The 19,051-nt window shown below is 42.3% G+C and carries 16 protein-coding genes; 3 read left to right on the forward strand and 13 right to left on the reverse strand.

Annotated elements, in window-relative coordinates; genetic code table 11:
- Window positions 1-46: 46 nt before the first annotated feature.
- The 7 genes from BLQ87_RS10820 to BLQ87_RS10845 all read right to left on the reverse strand — a co-directional run bounded on the left by BLQ87_RS10820 (window position 47) and on the right by BLQ87_RS10845 (window position 7,833).
- A complete protein-coding gene (locus BLQ87_RS10820; protein WP_245723836.1) occupies window positions 47-4,111 on the reverse strand; it encodes a hybrid sensor histidine kinase/response regulator transcription factor in 4,065 nt (1,354 codons plus the stop codon).
- A 139-nt stretch (window positions 4,112-4,250) separates the two neighbouring features.
- Entirely contained in the window at window positions 4,251-4,682 is a 432-nt protein-coding gene (locus BLQ87_RS10825) for a DoxX family protein (protein ID WP_074606345.1), read from the reverse strand.
- 61 nt (window positions 4,683-4,743) lie between these two features.
- On the reverse strand, window positions 4,744-5,349 hold the full coding sequence (locus tag BLQ87_RS10830) for a TetR/AcrR family transcriptional regulator (RefSeq protein WP_074606347.1): 606 nt from the start codon (window positions 5,347-5,349) through the stop codon (window positions 4,744-4,746).
- A 114-nt stretch (window positions 5,350-5,463) separates the two neighbouring features.
- Entirely contained in the window at window positions 5,464-6,096 is a 633-nt protein-coding gene (locus tag BLQ87_RS10835; protein WP_245723837.1) for an alpha-ketoglutarate-dependent dioxygenase AlkB family protein, read from the reverse strand.
- Between the two features lie 114 nt (window positions 6,097-6,210).
- On the reverse strand, window positions 6,211-6,783 hold the full coding sequence (locus BLQ87_RS10840; protein ID WP_074606351.1) for an insulinase family protein: 573 nt from the start codon (window positions 6,781-6,783) through the stop codon (window positions 6,211-6,213).
- Window positions 6,784-6,949: 166 nt separating this feature from the next.
- Window positions 6,950-7,087, reverse strand: a complete 138-nt coding sequence (locus BLQ87_RS33745; protein WP_172664752.1) for a hypothetical protein — start codon at window positions 7,085-7,087, stop codon at window positions 6,950-6,952.
- A gap of 281 nt (window positions 7,088-7,368) precedes the next feature.
- Complete coding sequence (locus tag BLQ87_RS10845; RefSeq protein WP_074606353.1) at window positions 7,369-7,833, reverse strand: hypothetical protein; 465 nt, start codon at window positions 7,831-7,833, stop codon at window positions 7,369-7,371.
- Between the two features lie 186 nt (window positions 7,834-8,019).
- On the opposite strand from BLQ87_RS10845, the gene BLQ87_RS10850 reads away from it, so the two are divergent.
- Entirely contained in the window at window positions 8,020-8,715 is a 696-nt protein-coding gene (locus tag BLQ87_RS10850) for a LytR/AlgR family response regulator transcription factor (RefSeq protein ID WP_074606356.1), read from the forward strand.
- Between the two features lie 49 nt (window positions 8,716-8,764).
- On the forward strand, window positions 8,765-9,139 hold the full coding sequence (locus tag BLQ87_RS10855; RefSeq protein ID WP_074606358.1) for a hypothetical protein: 375 nt from the start codon (window positions 8,765-8,767) through the stop codon (window positions 9,137-9,139).
- A gap of 17 nt (window positions 9,140-9,156) precedes the next feature.
- On the opposite strand, the gene BLQ87_RS10860 is transcribed toward BLQ87_RS10855, so the two are convergent.
- The 3 genes from BLQ87_RS10860 to BLQ87_RS10870 are packed head-to-tail and all read right to left on the reverse strand — an operon-like array spanning window position 9,157 to window position 13,392.
- Complete coding sequence (locus tag BLQ87_RS10860; RefSeq protein ID WP_074606360.1) at window positions 9,157-9,696, reverse strand: DinB family protein; 540 nt, start codon at window positions 9,694-9,696, stop codon at window positions 9,157-9,159.
- A 48-nt stretch (window positions 9,697-9,744) separates the two neighbouring features.
- The gene (locus BLQ87_RS10865; RefSeq protein WP_074606362.1) at window positions 9,745-9,933 is read right to left on the reverse strand and encodes a hypothetical protein; all 189 of its coding nucleotides are present in this window, start codon (window positions 9,931-9,933) and stop codon (window positions 9,745-9,747) included.
- A gap of 24 nt (window positions 9,934-9,957) precedes the next feature.
- The gene (locus tag BLQ87_RS10870; RefSeq protein ID WP_074606364.1) at window positions 9,958-13,392 is read right to left on the reverse strand and encodes a pyruvate carboxylase; all 3,435 of its coding nucleotides are present in this window, start codon (window positions 13,390-13,392) and stop codon (window positions 9,958-9,960) included.
- A gap of 313 nt (window positions 13,393-13,705) precedes the next feature.
- On the opposite strand from BLQ87_RS10870, the gene BLQ87_RS10875 reads away from it, so the two are divergent.
- Window positions 13,706-14,620 (forward strand): DUF6268 family outer membrane beta-barrel protein, encoded by a 915-nt coding sequence (locus BLQ87_RS10875; protein ID WP_143010408.1) that lies wholly within the window; start codon window positions 13,706-13,708, stop codon window positions 14,618-14,620.
- A 108-nt stretch (window positions 14,621-14,728) separates the two neighbouring features.
- On the opposite strand, the gene BLQ87_RS10880 is transcribed toward BLQ87_RS10875, so the two are convergent.
- From BLQ87_RS10880 to BLQ87_RS10890, 3 genes are read right to left on the reverse strand one after another with little or no spacing between them, the layout of a single operon-like run.
- Window positions 14,729-15,427 (reverse strand): ABC transporter ATP-binding protein, encoded by a 699-nt coding sequence (locus tag BLQ87_RS10880; protein ID WP_216857748.1) that lies wholly within the window; start codon window positions 15,425-15,427, stop codon window positions 14,729-14,731.
- A gap of 10 nt (window positions 15,428-15,437) precedes the next feature.
- Window positions 15,438-17,612, reverse strand: coding sequence for a TonB-dependent siderophore receptor (locus tag BLQ87_RS10885; protein WP_074606369.1), 2,175 nt, complete (start codon window positions 17,610-17,612; stop codon window positions 15,438-15,440).
- Between the two features lie 11 nt (window positions 17,613-17,623).
- Window positions 17,624-19,048 carry a DUF3526 domain-containing protein gene (locus BLQ87_RS10890; protein WP_074606371.1) on the reverse strand — a complete coding sequence of 475 codons (1,425 nt, stop codon included), beginning with the start codon at window positions 19,046-19,048 and terminating at the stop codon, window positions 17,624-17,626.
- Window positions 19,049-19,051: the final 3 nt, after the last annotated feature.

Here is a 19,051-nt window from a genome sequence, read left to right on the forward strand (position 1 = left end):
GTTTAATTCGCTGATTAAAGAGGAAAAATCGGTTAAAAAGGGGGGACTAATTTGTTTTTCTGACGTATTCCGAAGGTGCCACACCAAATTGCTTCCGGAACTCTTTGCTAAAATATTTCCTGTCGTTAAAGCCAACTGCATAAGCGACCTCAGCAATATTCAACTGGTGTTCCGATAAAAGCTGAGCGGCTCTTTTCAGTCGCTGAGATTTGATAAAGTCCGTGATCGATAATCCGGTAAGCGCCTTGATCTTTTTATACAAAACGGTTTGACTCATCCCGATCTCCTCCACCAGGCTGCCCACGTTAAATTCTGGATCTTCCATATGGTTTTCCAGCAACCTCATGAGCTTGTCGAGGAACAACTCATCAGGAGAGGTAATTTCGATTCTTCCCGGCATGAGTAAAACCTGTCTGTTATATTTCTGCCGAAGCCCTTCGCGTCCAAGTAACAGATTCCGGATACTAAGCTCCAGCACCTGTATGCTAAAAGGTTTAGTGATGTAAATATCTGCTCCTGCTTCCAGTCCATCCACCTGATGGAGATGGGAAGCCATAGCGGTGAGCATAATCACAGGGATATGATTGGTCCGCTCTTCCTGCTTTAATTTAGCACACAGCTCCAGGCCATTCATTCCCGGCATCGTCACATCACTGATGATCAGGTCGGGGAGCTCTTCAATTGCCACATTCCAACCCTCCAATCCATTTGCACATTCCAGCAAATGATAGGTATGCTGTAAAGATTGAAGGATAAATCCTCTCAGTTCGTCATTATCTTCGACTACCAGAACCGTATATTTCTTTTCCCCGGCAGGAGCATCCTCTTTTCTACCGGTATCTGCGGACAGTATTTCTGGTAGCGTTGCAGGAAAAGGGAGCAGATCCGATGATACTGCCAATTCCTCCGGGCTAAAATGAGCCGACCCCATAGGTAGCCTCACCGTCAGACTGGTTTTTCCGCTGCGCTGTACTGTAGCCAGTTCACTGGAAACAGAAATTTCTCCATGATGAAGCTCTACAATGTTTTTCACCAGCGCCAAACCAATGCCCCAACCTTCGGTACTTATTTTACCGGATTTTACCTGATAGAAATTACTGAATATCTTATCCAGCAGTTCCGCAGGAATTCCAATCCCGTTATCCTGTATGACCAGCTTTGTCTGTCCGTTTTCTATTCCGACAAAAAAGTGGATCTTTCCGCCATCGGGTGTATATTTAAAAGCGTTGGACAGGATGTTATAACAAACCTTCTCCAGTTGTGCAGGGTCAAAAAAGAGCAACAATTCTTCCTCCGGAGCTTCAAAACTATAAGTGATATTTTTGAGTTCAGCGAGTCCTTCATAGCTGTTAAAAATCTGCCGGCAGAAAGCAATCAGCTCATTTTGCGTTACCCGGAGTTTGACATTCCCTGTTTCTATTTTTCGGAAATCCAACAGCTCGGTAATTAAGCGTAGCAAACGGTCTGTATTTTTCTTAATGCCAGACAGCGGATGATGGATCAACTCATTGTCTTTGCTCAATTGGATGAGTTTTTCCAGAGGAGCAAAAATTAAGCTGAGTGGTGTACGGATTTCATGGGAGATCCTGGTAAAAAAGTCCAGCTTCATCTGATAAAGCTCCTCTTGCCTTTCATTGTTCAGGTGCTCATAATAAAGTTCGGATTCCAGGCGCTCCTGTCTGCGGAAGAAACGAAAGATGAGGTAAAGCAGTGTGCTTCCCGCAACGATATAAAATAAATAAGCCCACCAGCTGCGCCACAAAGGTGGCAGTATCCGAATATCTAATGCAGTGGGCTGCTCATTCCAGACGCCATCATTATTGCTTCCTTTAACCAGTAATTTATACTTTCCTGCAGGCAGGTTCGTATAGGTGGCGGTAGGGATCGTCACATAGTTCCAGTCTTTTTCAAAACCTTCCAATTTGTAAGCATATTTATTACGTTCCGGCTGGATATAATTTAAAGCCACGAAATCAATACTGAAGATGTCCTGATCGGCAGCAAAAGTAATCTCTTTAACGCTGCTGATGTCCTGTTTTAACAATTGGTCAGGCCCTCCTACCAAAACGGGTTTATTAAAAAGCTTCAGTCCCGAGAAATCAACCTTAGGAAGGTGTTCATTCTCTTTTATTTCTCTTGGGGTGAAAGCCACAAGTCCGTTATAACTTCCGAAATAAAGCTTTCCTTTTTCATCTTTATAAGCAGAGTTGAAGTTAAACTCATTTGCAGGTAATCCATCATTGATGTTGTAATTTTTGAAAGAACGTTGTTTCAGGTCGAACTTACTGAGCCCCCGGTCGGTACTCAACCACAAACTCCCCTCATTGTCTTCGAGAATACCAATAACGTTATCACTGGCAAGCCCGTTTTGTCTGGTATAAGTGGTAAAGGTCTTCGTTTTCGGATGATATAAACTCAAACCACCATGATGCGTTCCTACCCATATGTTGCTATCATGATCTTCCTGGATACAGTTGATCTGATTCGATTGCAGACTGTCTTTATGCGTCGTGCTTTTCAGAAAAACTTTAAACTGCTTTGCTCCCGGCGACAAAAGATTGAGGCCTCTGGGGGTACCCACCCAAAAGTTCTTTTTGCTATCCGAAAAAGAGAACCGAATATAGCTGCTGCTGAGCCTTAAACCGGAAGAACGTAAATCGGTTAATACCGAGAATGTTTGCTTTTCCGGATCAAAGAGGTTCAATCCTTTTGAAGAAGTACCAATCCATAAACGACCCTGATGGTCTTCAGAGATACTGCTCACATACCCATAGCTTAAGCTGGCCGGATTATTGGGATCATGCCGGTAGTGTTTAAACTTTCCGGTGGCAGGATTAAATAATTCCAGTCCACCTTGGAATAAGCCAACCCAGATTTGCCCTTTTCTATCTTTATAAATGGCCTTAATGGTGTTGGAACTGAGACTATTTGGATCTGAAGGATTATTTACATATTGCTTAAATTCATTGGTCCTGGTATTGAAATAATTTAGTCCCTGCCCCTCCGTTCCAACCCATAGGTTCTTTTTGTCGTCTGCGGCAATCACACTAATGATGTCGCTGCTGATGCTGTTCCTGTATTTACTATACTTATAAACGGTAAAAGGTACCGCATTCTGATGGGTCACATTCACTCCGCCAAACATCGTTCCTATCCATACAGAGCCATAATTATCCTCATAAATGTCTTTGATGGAATTGTCGCTTAAGCTTTTTCGGTTCTCCGAATCATGTTTAAAGCCCTTGAACCGGAGTGTTACAGGATCCAGAATATTCAGCCCGTTCATTGTCGCCACCCATAAATGACCATCTTTTCCAGGCATTATTTTACGAATGATGTCATTGCTGATTCCATCATTCCTCATTGGATCATGTTTAAACCGGATAAATGAACCTGATTCGGGAACAAAAAGATTTAATCCCTCGGCCTCTGTTCCAATCCAAATCCTCCCTTGCCGGTCTTCAGTAATGGTCTTTATGGAATTGCCACTGATACTGCCTGCTTTGGAAGGAAGATGAACAAATGAACTGAAAACATACTGGCCATTTTTAAGCGTCATCCTGCTCAGACCTTCTGTGCTGCCTACCCAGATATTTGATTTACTGTCTTCAAAAACAGCGTAAATGATATTTCCTGCCAGTCCATCTTTTTTAAAGTATTTCCTGAATTTTCGGGTTTTCGGGTTTTCAAGGATGCTTAGTCCATTATACGTACCAAACAAGACTTTTCCTTTACGTCCTGCAAATATCGAAAGGATAATCTTGTCACTGATGCCATTTTGATCTCCGGGTTTAAAGATGATGCGCTCAAACTGATCGGTTTCGGGAATATACCTGTTGAGCCCGTTCTGAGTACCTATCCAGAGATTTTTTTGCCGGTCTTCGGTAATGGCATAGATATAATCTTCGGAACTGATAGAGGAAGGATCGCCCTCCCGTGTTTTATATATTTTAACGGATTTACCATCATAGCGGTTCAGGCAATCCCTCGTCCCGAACCACATATACCCTCTGCTGTCTTTACAGATGGCCAAAACCGTACTCTGCGACAAGCCATTGGTAACCGATAAATGATCAAAGGAAAACTGACCAAACACAGTATTAAAAAACAAAACAATTGTTAAGGTTATAAATAGGTGTTTAGGCATGGTGATGGTCAGGAAGGCTTGGTTAGGTCCTGACAATTATACAAAAAAAATACGCTTAATGCGGGCAGACCTCTTACATTAAGCGTATTTTCGGAAAAGCAGACTAGCGTCTGCGTTTGCTCAGGTTATTGCTGATGATTTGATCTACACTATACTTTCCACTTCCGGAAACGAAAAGGAAGGCATAAACGACCAGGTAATGTAATGCCATTTCTTTTTTATCAAAACCATCAGGTCCATGAACGATAAAAATTGCAATCAGCATCGTCACGATCAAAGGAATCACAGCCAGCCTTGTTCCCAATCCGATCAGGACAAGGATAGAACATAAAAATTCTGCAAAAACAGCCAATGCCAGTGAAGCAGGTTCACCAACTCCTATCGGATCACCAAATTGAATAGGTCCGCCACCGGTTAGCATTTGTAATTTCTGATAGCCATGAAATAGCATAAAAACAGCAATGGAAACGCGCAGGACCAGCAGCATAAAGTGAATGCCCTCGTGGTTGAAATTGGTGTTGAATAATTTTTTCATCTGGATAGATTGTTTAGTTTGAATCGTTTATTAATTAATGGTATTTATTAAAGCTATGAATTTATTTGCTCGTTATGGAAATAATGAACCCTGAAATTGCATCCTGAAGAATCATTTTCTTCGAAGCATCCGGTTTTCCTTCTTTCTGAATCATCTGAATAGAAACCAGGCCATGAAGGATCGATAAGTAAGTATGGTATTTAAGGAAATAGTCTGCTTCCGGATGATTGCTTTCTGCAATCGCGGCTTTGATTGTGGAAATCATGATCCCTGTAGCCGTTTTCATCTCTATGATCTGGTTTACGCGGTCACAGGCCGGAATGCCAAGACCGAACATCAATTGATAATACTCATTGTGGTCAAAAGCAAAATCCCAGTAGGCATGTGCCATCGCTTCCAGCTGTTGCGCCGGAACCTCATATTGGTCTTTCACCTCCTGAAGGGTCTCAGACAGCTTTTGAAATCCTTCTTTGGTGAATTCCAGCAGAATCGCTTCCTTATTTTCAAAATGGTTATAAATCACAGGAATGCTGTACTCAATCGCATCTGCAATCTTACGGATCGATAAGGATTGCCAGCCATCAGATATGACCTGTTGCCATGCCGCTTCAAGAATGCTTGCTTTAAATTCTTCCTTCTGCCTTATTTTACGTTCTGCGATTCCCATAGACTATGAATTTTTGTTAACACTGTTAACAAAAGTAATGGGTAAATTATATTTTAAAAAGTCTTTATAGAATTCTGACTTAAATACAACAAATAAAAAGGCTTAACACAACAGTTAATCGATAATTAACCGGAAAGTCAGGTTGATTCTGGCTGAGGTCACCTGCACTGTTTTTGGCAAACGGTGTTCCCAATAATGTTGCGTTTCCCCCTTCATGATCAGCACACTGCCATGACTCAGGTCTACAGAAATAATCGGGATCTTTTCTACATAACGTCTGAATTGAAAAATCCGGTGCGCACCGAAGCTGACAGAAGCAATGAGCGGATATTTCCCCAGGTTCTTTTCATTGTCCCTATGCCAGCCCATACTGTCACTCCCATCGCGGTAATGGTTGAGCAGGCAGGCATTGAACCTGGCATCATATTTTTCTTCAATACGGGCTTTGATCTTTGTCATCGTCTCCGTCCATGGCAAAGCATTCATCGTAATTCCGGAATAGCTGTAGCTGATTCCTTCATCTCCATAAAATGCAGTGAATCTGGGTTGCAGGACAGTTTTACCAAATATTTTAATCGGTTCCTGTTTCCAGGCGACTCCGGTTGTCAGGTCATTAAAATATTCATTACTTTCTTCCCCGCTAAAAAAACCGGGAAGGAATAAGGCCTCTCCCGGAATCGGAAGGAGGTTAACATGATCTCCGTACATCGAATGACTATAAAATAGTTTTCCATAAAGATAATTCAATTTTAACTAAATATCCAGCATCTGCTATAAAACAACAATGCAGATGGAAAAAATACCTGAGTACTTAACCACCTGCAATCATCCCCCTATGGATCTCTTTGCTAACGCTCCCGTTTATCTTGCAATAACAGATTCGCTATTTTCCTTCCATTCGCCAAATGCCCTTTTAGCTAATGCTTTTGCCTGGGCAACACTAATATTTCCTGCAATGGTGATGTAAGTTCTTGAAGGAATGATCTGTTTGTTATAAAATGTTTTTACTTCGGCTAAAGAAACCCCCTGTTTTGTAGCCTTGATTACCTGATCTAAAGTAGGCTGATCGATTACGGTCTCCTGTAAAGCAGATGACATGACTAAAAACGCATTTTCAAAATCTTCTGCATCTGCGGCCACATTGGCTTCATCAGCAGTAACGCTTACTTTAGGTGCAATTTCTTTTAGGCTATTCGCAAAAGCAACTTTACCTTTAGCACTTGCTCCTTCTGTTAAAAGCTTCGTTAATACTTCAGATACTGCGGCATTGGTGTTCAGGTCTTCGCCCTCAATTTTAACAGAGGCGAATACTTTTCCCATTCCGATATTCTCCGCTACCACGACTTCTATCCCGTTTTTTAATTTAAAACTTACGGGATCTTTCATCGTTACCTGCGCTTCAATATTACCGAACGCGAATACACCTATCATCATTATTAACACTTTTTTAATTGTTATCATTTTTAATTCTATTTTTTTGGTTGATATACTTGAATTGATTACTCGTTAAACAACAATGCAGATGGAATAAATACCTGGGTATTTAAACCACCTGCAATTCTCCTCACTAAATCTCTCGCTCTGTGTTGCGCTCTCCAGCTTATTTTGTCAGTTCAGATGAACTGTTTTCTTTCCACTCGCCAAATGCCCTTTTTGCCAATACTTTTCCCGTTCCATTATTTTCAGCAACAATAACTTCTGCGCCGTTTTTTAATTTAAAGCTTACCGGATCTTTCATGATCCCTTGTGCCTGAATAATAGGTTTTTCATATTGGTGTTTTTTAGGTTGTGTGTGTTCTTGGTCGATCTTTTTAATTGATGAATCAAAGATATGGTGGTCTTACAAGGCTGGAAAGAGGGAATAGACGGAAAGGCAAAAGTGATCGGTGAATGGATATTTTTACCCTTTGGCCGCTCAACGGTTTTAATCAACCTAAAACTTAAATTATGAAAAAAGCAGATGGAAATTCTTCCATCTGCAATCCTCCCCTACTTCTCCCCGTTTGTTTGATCTTGTTCTTATTTTGCCAGTTCGGATGAACTGTTTTCTTTCCACTCGCCAAATGCTTTCTTAGCCAATACTTTTGCCTGAGCAAGGGTAATGTCGCCGGCAATAGTGATATATGTTCTTGCAGGTACAAGGTTCCCATGATTCCTGCTCGCAGATGTCAATGCATCAGCAGTTGCTAAAAAAGCATTTTCAAAATCTTCTGTATCCGCAGCTACACTTGCTTCATCAGTACTGAAGCTTACTTTAGGCCCAAAGTCTTTACCTTTATCAGCCATGGTAACCTTCGTATTTGAAGCCAGCTGTCCACCTTCCATTTTAACAGAAGCCAGTATTTTTCCCATGCCGTTATTTTCAGCAACAATAACCTCTACTCCATTTTTTAGTTTAAAGCTTACCGGATCTTTCATGATCCCTTGTGCCTGAATGTTGTTAAAAGCGAATAAGCTGATTAGGATGATTAATAAGTTTTTCATAATGTTTTTTCTGGTTTATGTTTTTCCGGTTGATTTTTATTGATTGATGAACCAAAGGTAAAAGCCTTTTAAGCGATAGGAAAGGGGGAATCGACAGAAAGGATAAAATGAACGGTGAATGAGGCTTTTCAGGCTTTCATTTTCTGATCTATTATAATTACATTAGTATAGGTTAACGAAATCCCGATGAATTGCTTAATTGTTGACGACAACAAAATTGCCCGGACTACGCTCAAAAAACTGATTAGCCTGGATCCAAGTTTAGTATTGGTTTCGGAGTGCAGCAATGCAACAGAAGCTTATATCAAAATCCTGGAACAGCCTATTGACTTGTTGTTTCTGGATATTGAAATGCCCGGAATGACGGGAATGGAACTGGCTCAAAGCCTCGGACAAAAGCGTCCACTTATTATTTTCACTACTTCAAACAGAGATTACGCCGCAGAAGCCTTCGATCTTGACGTGATCGACTTTATTACCAAGCCTGTAACTACGGTCAGATTTTTACAATCCGTAGAAAAAGCAAGGGAATTCCGGAAAACCAAAATCTTACCTGCGGATCTTATAGAAGAAGATTTTATCTTTATAAGAGATTCCGGTACCGTAAGAAGGCTGCAACTGGACAATATCCTCTACCTGGAAGCCCAGGGAGATTATGTGAAAATTTATGTCGCCAATCAATTTTACAACATCCATACCACCCTAAAATCTGTGGAAGAGAAGTTACCGGCGAGTGTCTTTCTTAGGGTACACCGTTCCTTTATCATCAATGTCAGTAAAATAGACACCCTCGAAGGCGGTACACTGATCATTCATAAAAATCTTGTACCCGTTTCCGATGCCTACCGTGCAGCACTTAATAAAAGGATGCAGATCCTCTGATAATTGGCTTGTTTTTTGCAGATAATCAAGACATTCATCCCCTTATAAAATGTCCGCTCAAACTCCCTATACTTCCGGAAGTTTCCAGCTCATAGACCTCAGTTATATTGAGCAGCTCAGCAATGGCGACAAAGCCTTTGAAAAAGAGATTGTTCAGATTTTCGTAGAACAAATTCCTCAGGACCTGGCTTTATTAAAGGAGCACTTTGCTGCAGGTGATTTCAATAAGGTTAAACAAAGTGCACATTATATGCTGCCCAGTATTTCTATCCTGGGACTGGAAACAAAATTAAAGGTTGAACTGGAAGCACTTGAAGCCTTAGAATCTGCATATAAAGTCCTCAAACGCCATATCGAAACCATTGACAATGTGTGCAATACAGCAAGAGCAGAAGCAATTGAATTGCTCCACTCTTATGCCTGAAGAATGAAATATTACGCTTAATTTTCCTTTTTCTTGCCGTATATATTATAATAATTATAATCCGTCATCGGTGCGCCACTTAAACCAAGATGATGTGAAATGGTGGTGATTTGTCCGCGATGGTAAGTACTGTGGTTCATCACCTGCTGGATATATTCAAAGTTGGCAAAGTCACAATTAAACCAGGGATTAACCACAAGGTTATTTTCTTCAATAGACTGTGTAGTCATTTGATCCAGGTAAGCAGCGAATTCTTCAGACTGTTTGATGAGCGTCGCAAAAGCATCTTCTATCGTTCCTTTGAATTCATGTTCCGGTTCAAAGGCTTCTTTTTTAATGACCGATAACCAGTACGCCTGGGTTTGCCAGATGTGAAGGACGGTCTGCTTGATACCGGAGAAGCTTGACCGTACTTCTTGTTCCAGTACCTCTTCCGGATAGGTTCTCAGCCAATTGATCAGTGTGGTATTTGCCCAGGCATTATAAGCCACATAGTTCCTCATTAAATAAGTAATTGCATTTGTAGCTGCTGCAGTGTTAAGGTTGTCAGGTGTCATAATTTAGTTTGTTTTGTACTACAAATTAAATATACGACACTGACAACCCTATGGCAGTGTCAAATTAATTTTTTTTTTTGTTTCCGCTCGTATTCTTCCTGAATCGCCGGCAAGGCCAGCTGCAACAGGAAAAGAACGGGCATCAGAAATACCTGAATCTATAAAGACATGCAGGGCATCATCCGTAGTCTCAAAACCAGCACTTTCCAGCGCAGTCTGTCCGCTGATAAATTCCAAATTGGTATTAAACAGAGATTGCCTTTAAACTTCAAGCACCAGATCGTCCGTATTCACAATCGTACCTTCCTTCAGCACAATTGATTTCACCACACAATCGGCTATTGCCGCAATATTGGACTCCATTTTCATCGCTTCAATCATGAACATCGGTTGATTTTTCTTCACCACATCTCCTGCTTTAACGAAAACCTTCGACAATAAGCCTTGCAAAGGGGAACCAATATGTGCCGGATTCAGCTTGTCTACCTTACGGTTTTCAGCAGTCGTCACCTTAACCGCTTTATCCTGAATTTCGATATTGCGGGTCTGCCCGTTCAGCTTAAAGAAAACCGTACGCATCCCTTTGTCATCGGCCGGACCAATGGAAAGCAGACGAATCAGCAGGGTTTTACCCCTCGCAATTTCTATCGTGGTTTCTTCTCCCGGCTTCATTCCATAAAAGAAGTACTGTGTAGGGATGACAGATACATCGCCATACAACCGGAATACCCTTATCGCTTCTGCCGTTACTTTAGGATAAAACTTATAAGCCAGGTACATGGTATAGCTCAAATCATCTCCAAACTCCAGCTTAAAGGCTTCAAATTCTGCTTCCAGATGCAGCGGTTCCAGGTGTTTGTTCGGACGGTCGGTAAAAGGCGTCTTGCCTTTCAACAGGATCTGTTGTAAGGCTACAGGAAAACCACCCGTAGGCTGACCGATCTCTCCCATAAAGAAGGAAACCACAGATTCCGGAAAAGCAAGCTGTTCCCCTCTGGCAAAAACGTCTTCAGGGCTAATGTCGTTGGCCACCATAAACTGGGCCATATCACCCACCACTTTAGAACTCGGCGTCACCTTCACAATGTCCCCAAACATGGTATTGACATCGGCATAACGCTGTTTAATCAGCTCAAACTTATCCCCCAATCCAAGTGCAATCGCCTGAGGTTTTAAATTGGAATATTGTCCGCCCGGAATTTCATGTTCAAACACTTCAGCCGAGCTGGCTTTTAATCCGGATTCAAAAGGATAATAATATTCCCTTACGGTTTCCCAATAATTCGAATAGGCATTTAAAGATTTGATGTCATAAGGGTTTTCACGCTCATGAAAGCGCATCATTTCCACAATGGCATTAAAGTTCGGCTGTGCAGTACTGCCGGATAAGGCGCCCAACGCACAATCAATCACATCGACTCCTGCTTCAATGGCCATCAGATAAGTGGCAGGCTGTAAGGAAGAGGTATCGTGTGTATGTAAATGAATCGGGATTTTAACCGTGTCTTTAAGGGCTTCAATTAAAATTTTAGCGGCATAAGGCTTCAGCAAACCCGACATGTCCTTAACCCCTAAAATATGGCTTCCTGCATTTTCCAGGTCTTTGGCCATCTTCAAATAATATTCCAGGTTGTACTTACTGCGTTTCGGATCCAGAATATCACCGGTATAACAAAGTGAACCCTCGGCCAGGCCATTTGTCTTTTTGCGCACCATGTCAATGCAGGGCGCAATGTTTTCCATCCAGTTTAAGGAATCAAAGATCCTGAAAATATCTACGCCTTTTTCCCAGCTCTTCTCGACGAAAGATTCAATCAGGTTATCGGGATAGGCCGCATAGCCCACTCCATTACAACCACGGATGAGCATTTGAATTAAAATATTGGGCATGGCAGCACGCAATTTTTCCAGGCGTCTCCAGGGATCCTCATTTAAAAAGCGCAGGCAGACATCAAAGGTTGCCCCACCCCAGGCTTCCATACTAAAGGTTTGGGCATGTTGTTTGGCAAATCCTTCTGCCACTTTGAGCATATCGTAGGTACGCATCCTGGTGGCCAGTAAAGATTGATGGGCATCCCGGAAAGTCGTGTCCGTATAGTGTATTTTCTTTTCTGCTTTCAGCCATTTCGAGAATCCTTCCGGCCCCAGTTCTGTCAACAGATCTTTGGTTCCTTTTGGATAATCGACCTGATCTGCCACCGGCACGACTGGCTTTTCAAACCGTTTATTTTCATCTACCTCACGTACATCCGGATTCCCGTTTACAGAAACTTCACCCAGATAAGTGAGAATCCTCGTTCCACGATCCAGCCTCCTTTTCGATTCAAAAAGTTCCGGATGTTCCTGAATAAAATTAACGGTCGCCTTTCCCTGTACAAAAATGGGATGGCTGATCAGACTTTCCAGAAACTGGACATTATTTTTTACCCCACGAATCCTGAATTCTCTCAGTGCCCGGTGCATTTTCCTGGCCGCATCGTCCAGCGTATGTCCGCTGGTACTTACTTTTACCAGCATGGAATCAAAAAACGGACTGATTTTCATCCCCGGATAGGTACTCCCTTCATCCAGTCTGATGCCAAATCCAGTGGCATTTCTATAGGTAATTAAAGTGCCATAATCCGGCTTAAAGTTGTCCGCAGGATCTTCTGTCGTGATGCGGCATTGCATGGCAAAACCATTGCAACGGATCGCTTCCTGATTTTTAATCCCAATTTCTGCATCGGCAAGGTGATAACCGTCTGCAATAAACAACTGGGTTTTGATGAGGTCAATCCCGGTCACCATTTCGGTTACCGTATGCTCCACCTGAATCCGGGGATTTACCTCGATAAAATAAATATGCTCCTGTTCGTCAATTAAGAATTCAACCGTCCCTACATTATTATATTTTACGGCTTTTGCAATCGAGGTGGCATAATGATACAGCTGATCTCTGGTCTGCTGACTTAAATTGAGCGAAGGTGCCACTTCCACGACTTTTTGAAAACGACGCTGTACGGAGCAGTCACGTTCAAACAAATGAACCACCTCCGAATAGTTATCTGCTACGATCTGTACCTCGATATGTCTCGGCCTGTTGATAAATTTCTCCAGAAAGACTGTATCATCACCAAAAGCATTCTTCGCCTCACTCCTGGCTTCAAAGAAACTCTTTTTCAGCTGATCGTCGTTTTGTACAATGCGCATTCCACGTCCGCCACCGCCGGAAGCCGCTTTAATCATTAAAGGATAACCAATCCGGTTGGCTTCGCTTAAAGCGAGTTCAATGGTATTGAGTTCGACCTCATTGCTTTCAATAATCGGCAAACCCGCGGTTTTCGCTACTTTTTTTGCCGTTACCTTATCCCCCAGCGCCCGCATCACATCCGGTCTGGGACCGATAAAGACAATTCCGTTCTCTGCACACTGCGCAGCAAAATCCTCATTTTCCGATAAAAACCCATATCCGGGATGTATGGCATCTGCTCCGCAATATTTTGCCATAGCAATCATCCCTTTAATGTCGAGATAAGGTTTTAAAGGTTCATGATCGGCCCCGATCTGGTAAGCTTCGTCGGCCTTGTACCGGTGGAGGGAATACCTGTCTTCATAAGTATAAACTGCCACGGTCTGGATGTTCAGTTCACTGCATGCCCGTTCAATACGGATTGCGATTTCGCCCCGATTGGCAATCAGTACTTTCTTAATGTTCATAAATTTGGTTGTAGATTGTATCAAAAATATCACATTCCGGTTAAACCAACACTATTAAAATCAATTTATTATCAGGTAGTTATCTTGTAAAAGATACACTATCCTTACTTCTAAAACACGAAGCACTCTATCTCCCGGGTCTTGCTTTACAGGATCGAGGCAGATCCGCAGCCAGCTTTCATAATAAACATCAGCCCCGGATAGGGGTAAAAGGGAAACCTGTTGTCACATACCTGAACAGGTCAGAAAATGCTAAAAGTATTCCTGTTCCTCAACTCCATCAAAGCACAACATGTATAAAGAAAAATCCTTAATGAAGAAGCTGCTGATGATCCTCCTCATCTTATCAGGAAAAAATGTTTTTGCCCAGCTTACACCAGTAAATACCATTGACATCAATACGACCTATGTTCCGGGAAGTAAATACATACAAAAGGATGGATCCTTAGAAAATACTGAAAAGACTCAGCGGCGAATTGATCTGGGCTATAGTTTCATCATCTCCAACAAAGTCGATACCCTGACCAGAAAGATCAACAGCTGGACAGCAATGGTCGACGGAAGTTATACTCAACTGGGCAAACCATTGAATGAAAATGACCTGATGCCTCATCGTTTGTTCAGTACACAGTTCGCAGTTGTCAATTACCGTTCTATAGGCAATAAATGGGGAATGGTAAAATTGATCCAGCTGGGCGTAAATACCGACCTGAAGAAATTCGATATCCACGATCTGTTTGTTAGCGGAGGGTTGATTTTTATTAAAAACCAAAGCCCTAAGTTTTCCTATGGCTTCGGTGTCTTTGTCGCCAATGCCACCAATGCCCCCCTTATTCTGCCTGCGGTGATCTTTCAGCTAAGAACAGATGGGAAATTTAAGTTCAAAATAGACCTGCCTACCGAAGTCAGCGCAGCTTACGAAGTGAATAAAGCAATGGAAGTAAAGCTGGCATTAAGGTACAGGAATATCAGTTATGATGTTCAGAACAAAATGAATCCCAAAAGGCGGTACCTCAACTATATGGAACTTCCGCTGGGGCTGGAAGGAAAATGGAAAAGTAAACGTTTTGATTTCACATTGGGTGGCGGATACCTGTTCATCAGGAATTTCCAGCTCAAAGAAGGTGGCATTAAGAACATGTTTAAAAGCACGCCGACAAATAAATTAAATGGCAATATATATGTCAATGCCGGGATCAGCTACCGGTTAAGGTCAGCCTCAAAATAAGCTGATTCAAAACATGGATCTCGTGATGTAGCACTTAAGTAAAACTAAACTGCCTCTCCAAATGGAAAGGCAGTTTAGTTCGGGTAGATTTTAACCTGCGGTCCGGTCTCAAATCGTTTCCAAATACAATTTCTGCAGATCTCCGGCAGAAATGTCTTTTGCATTTAAGGTATGAACCAATGCGCCCTGACGCATAATTCCGATCCTCGTTCCAACATTTACAGCATTAAAAATATCATGGGTAGCCATAAACACCGTTTTCCCGGATGCTGAAAGTTGTTTCACAATTTCGCTGAATTCATGGGTGGCTTTAGGATCCAATCCACTCGTCGGCTCATCCATCAGGATTACCCCTGCATTTTTTGCCACGGCAATGGCAATGCCTACTTTCTGCCGCATCCCTTTGCTATAATTCCCTACCCGTTTATGAAAAGCTTCCGGCTGTAAACCTGCCTGAAGCAAATACTGTTCAAGCTCTGCTCTTTTATACTGAAATCCAGCAATCCTGCTAAAGAAATCCAGGTTTTCCAGACTCGTCAGGTTGGCATACAACATGACCACTTCCGGAATATAGGCCAGAAACCGTTTGGTGTCTGCCTGATTTGGAGATACCAATACCCCGTTCACCAAAGCCTGCCCGGAACTTGCTGCTGTAAATCCCAGAAACAGATTGATAGTGGTGGTTTTGCCGGCTCCATTTTGTCCTAACAGACAGAATACTTCGCCAGGTTCAACACTCAGGTTCAATCGGTCAAGAGCCGTTTGACCCCCATATTTTTTAGTCAGTTCTATTGCTTGTAACATCATCTGGTTCAGATTAAAATTTTATACCTACAGATAATTTCACATTAAAGGGATCTCCATCTATATAATAGAAATTACGTCCTTCATAAGGAAAACTCGAAATGATATCACCTGATGACATATAACGTTTCCCCGTCAGGTTATCGGCGATCATACGGAAAAAATATTTATCCTGAACATAACTGATTCCTGCATCAAATTTGGTGTAATCAGGGATGAACTGGTCTTTATCTGAAGTGCTCCGTTTGATGATTGTGGTTTGTCCCAGACTCAGGTTCAGACTCGCCAGATTCCTTAAAGGGAACTTATACTGTATCCAGGTATTGAAGATCTGTTGCGGTGTCTGCGGCATTTGTTTATCCAGACGTTCGGGATTTTTATCTTTGGTAATGACCGCTTTTACAAAAGTATAATTCGTGACCAATGAAAGTTGATCGGTGATGTTACCGATAATATCCAGTTCTATGCCCTTGCTGGTCACCTCTCCAAACTGTATCCTATAGCCAGCATTCACTTCATCGTTGGCTGCAGTATTAATTCTGATGGTATGAAAACCTGTTAAAGTGGTATACAAACGGGAATTAAACCAATTCCGTTTCAGGCCGATCTCCAGATTTTTTCCCCTCTGAGGATCCAAAGGTTCCGCACCAATCACTTCTCTTGCGGCATTGACAATCGCTTTCTGGCCGGTTTGCGGAACAAAAGACTGATCATACAAAAAGAAAGCAGTAGTGGAGCTATCGATCAGGTAAGTTAGCGCTGCACGTGGAGAAAGGGCATTCTGGTGTTGTTTAACAGGAACCACTCCTCTCGCATTGGTGGTTATTTTCTCATTTGTAAACCAGGTATACCTCGCACCGATCGTTAACAACAGCTGCTTATGCAGTTGAATATTGTCGTAGGCAAAAGCAGATTTTAAAAAAGTATTGTTGGTGATTCTGGTCAGGCGTGTCGTTTGACGGGCCTGATCGGGATCTACAAAATTTGAAGGATTTGCTAAAGCGTAAGGGAATTCGATTTTGCCATTATTCAGTGACAAGGAGTCTCTGCTGTTCGTATATTCGGCGCCAAATAATAACTGATGACGAATTGGGCCAGTCCTGATTTTACCACTTGCGAACAATTGGGATGAAAATGTTTTTCCTGACCCCATGCTCCGGCTTGACCTTCTCTCCGTCATTCCATCCGGTCTGAAATACACCTTACTCCCTTTGGAAGTCATGTTCCAACTGGAGTAGGGAGCCAATAAATAAGACGACTGCGAAGTCAGCTGCCAGTCTTTGTTAAATTTATGAACCGCATAAATTCTGCCGGTTTGATTTTGTGCATAGCTGATTGGCAGTCCATTTCCTGCACTGTAATTAATGCCGATTGGCCCGCTGAGTTTATCTGCTTCACTTCGTACTTTATCAAGAGACGATCCATATTGACTTTCCCCTCTTACCAGATTATACTCTGCCAATACAAAGGTGTTGGGGCTAAAGTTGTATTGCAATACAGGTGCGATCACATATTTATCCGTACGCAGATCATTCAGATAAGAATCCCTGTGCTGATAAGTGGTATTGAAACGGTAAGAAAAACCTTTTTTCTTAACCTCAGAGCCAATATCAACTGATGTCCGGAAGAAGTTAAAACTTCCGCCATTGACCACCACATTCAATAGTTTCTGACCAGGTGTCTTGGTGGAAATGTTTATCGATCCTCCGGGTTCTCCATAGGAATTTAAAAACCCTGCGGGGCCTTTCACAAATTCTATGCTTTCGACCAGCGATTCATCGTCGATCAAAGCGCCATAACTGAAGCGGCGTGACATGCCATTGTAAGTGGAAAAAGCATTAAATCCCCGGATCTGAGCGGTAGCAGAATTGTCAAAAGGAGTGCTGTTGAGTGCAAAATAAACACCGCTGACGTTTCTCGCAGCATCTCTAAGCTCCAAACCACCTTGTTGTTGTAGCAGTGAAGAGGGAATGCTGATGATACTCTGGGGAGTCTGCAATAGAGGTTGCAGTAATTTCAAGGTATTGGTAAGGGTCTCTGGGCGTAGCCTGACCACCCTCTGTTTCACCACATTGACCTCCTTTAACTTGTTGACTTTCTGAACACGGGAAGCAGTATCGCTCTTCTGTCCGTAACTCAGGGGCTGATAGATCAAATAGAGGAAGGTTAAGTAAATTATTTTTTTCATTTATGTATGGGTTATTTGAGTATGCTTTTTTTTCTTGCCATCCATAAAACCAGGGCAATCGCCAACCAAAGGGGTATGGTATTAGTTAAAATCCGGCTAATTCTTGTTTCATCCTCTGCAAGCTGAAAAACGGGTAGGTTCATCACCTCTTTACGGCTTAATTTTTTATTGGCCAGGAGATAGCTGTTCATCAGTTTCACCCAACGGTTTTGAAAGTCTCCTGCTTGTTGCTGGTAAAAGAGATAATCCCTTAAATCAGTCTGGGCGGTTGCATTGATCAGACTTTGCATTTGAGCGACAGGATTTAACCAGGCCGTTTTGCTTAACCAGGAATTATGTGCCCTTGCTCCGGCATGGTATTTTTTTACATTTTCGTTCATCCGTCTGCCAAGCAGGTCATAGTAAGCCACAAATCTTTTGTTTCCATATTGGGCGGTATCCGATGATTGTTTTAAGGGTAGATACTGCGGGTTATTGCGGTAAAAATGAACCAGCAACTCCTTAATGGGCATTTCCCAGGTATCCAGCATCGTTTCTCTTTGATGGGAAACCAGTTCAGTTCGTAAAGGCATAGGATATTTCAATGCGGCCAGTTTATTCATAACAGCCGGCAGAATTAAAGTCAGCAGCAACCAGATCCCCAGCAAAGTCAGGGAGTTGATACGGGAAGATTTGCGTAAAACCACGACCAGCCAGCAGATAGAAAACCAGAATAAAAGATAAGTGGTCAGCACGAAAAACCAAAGGAGCACATCAGCTCCTGACAATAAAGTCCCCCTTGGATGCAATAAAAAACCAATCGTGCTCAGGCTCCAGCCAAGCATGCAAACCATTAACAAACGAAACAGCAGTTTATGAAACAGAATCCGGTTGAGGTCCCCGCTTTGCACATTTAACAAACGGTCTGTCTGTTGCTCCTTTTCTTTGGCATGCAGATCATAGCAAAGGGTAATGATCAATAGCGGAAATAAATAGATCAGTACAAAAGAAAAATCAAAATTTCCTGAAGCCAGTTTCTCCGGATTGGCGATCTCTGCATTGGGCGGAGTAAGGATATCCCGTTTACTGTTAATGATGTCAAAATAAGGAAGAATATCGCGTTGACCGATCGCCATTAAAGCCAATCCCTTTGGTGGATTGGTAGCAATTGGCGATGCCCGGTATTCAATCACCTGAGGTAATCCTGCCTGCGCAGCCAATGTCTTTCCTTTGCTGGTACTCGTGTCTGCATCAAAACGCCCAAGCAGCTCCTGAAAATGAGATTTTTGGTTTTGAACCAAGGTATCCAGTCCTGAAAGTTGTTGTCCGACAAAGTGATGTCCTGTACTCAGGCTATAAAAGCCCATCAACAGGAAGAAGATAAGAATCAGTAGCTGAGCAGGCTGACGAAGAAATTGCCGCCATTCAAAGCTGAAAATTAATTTAAGTAATGGCATATC

Source organism: Pedobacter steynii (assembly GCF_900103665.1).
Classification (GTDB): domain Bacteria; phylum Bacteroidota; class Bacteroidia; order Sphingobacteriales; family Sphingobacteriaceae; genus Pedobacter; species Pedobacter steynii.

Bases quoted from the DNA above. Each gene is read 5' to 3' on its own strand.
- BLQ87_RS10825 (WP_074606345.1), bottom strand. From the start codon at position 4,682: ATGAAAAAATTATTCAACACCAATTTCAACCACGAGGGCATTCACTTT.
- BLQ87_RS10830 (WP_074606347.1), bottom strand. From the start codon at position 5,349: ATGGGAATCGCAGAACGTAAAATAAGGCAGAAGGAAGAATTTAAAGCA.
- BLQ87_RS10840 (WP_074606351.1), bottom strand. From the start codon at position 6,783: ATGATGATAGGTGTATTCGCGTTCGGTAATATTGAAGCGCAGGTAACG.
- BLQ87_RS33745 (WP_172664752.1), bottom strand. From the start codon at position 7,087: ATGAAAGATCCGGTAAGCTTTAAATTAAAAAACGGCGCAGAAGTTATT.
- BLQ87_RS10845 (WP_074606353.1), bottom strand. From the start codon at position 7,833: ATGAAAAACTTATTAATCATCCTAATCAGCTTATTCGCTTTTAACAAC.
- BLQ87_RS10850 (WP_074606356.1), top strand. From the start codon at position 8,020: ATGAATTGCTTAATTGTTGACGACAACAAAATTGCCCGGACTACGCTC.
- BLQ87_RS10855 (WP_074606358.1), top strand. From the start codon at position 8,765: ATGTCCGCTCAAACTCCCTATACTTCCGGAAGTTTCCAGCTCATAGAC.
- BLQ87_RS10860 (WP_074606360.1), bottom strand. From the start codon at position 9,696: ATGACACCTGACAACCTTAACACTGCAGCAGCTACAAATGCAATTACT.
- BLQ87_RS10870 (WP_074606364.1), bottom strand. From the start codon at position 13,392: ATGAACATTAAGAAAGTACTGATTGCCAATCGGGGCGAAATCGCAATC.
- BLQ87_RS10875 (WP_143010408.1), top strand. From the start codon at position 13,706: ATGAAGAAGCTGCTGATGATCCTCCTCATCTTATCAGGAAAAAATGTT.
- BLQ87_RS10880 (WP_216857748.1), bottom strand. From the start codon at position 15,427: ATGATGTTACAAGCAATAGAACTGACTAAAAAATATGGGGGTCAAACG.
- BLQ87_RS10885 (WP_074606369.1), bottom strand. From the start codon at position 17,612: ATGAAAAAAATAATTTACTTAACCTTCCTCTATTTGATCTATCAGCCC.
- BLQ87_RS10890 (WP_074606371.1), bottom strand. From the start codon at position 19,048: ATGCCATTACTTAAATTAATTTTCAGCTTTGAATGGCGGCAATTTCTT.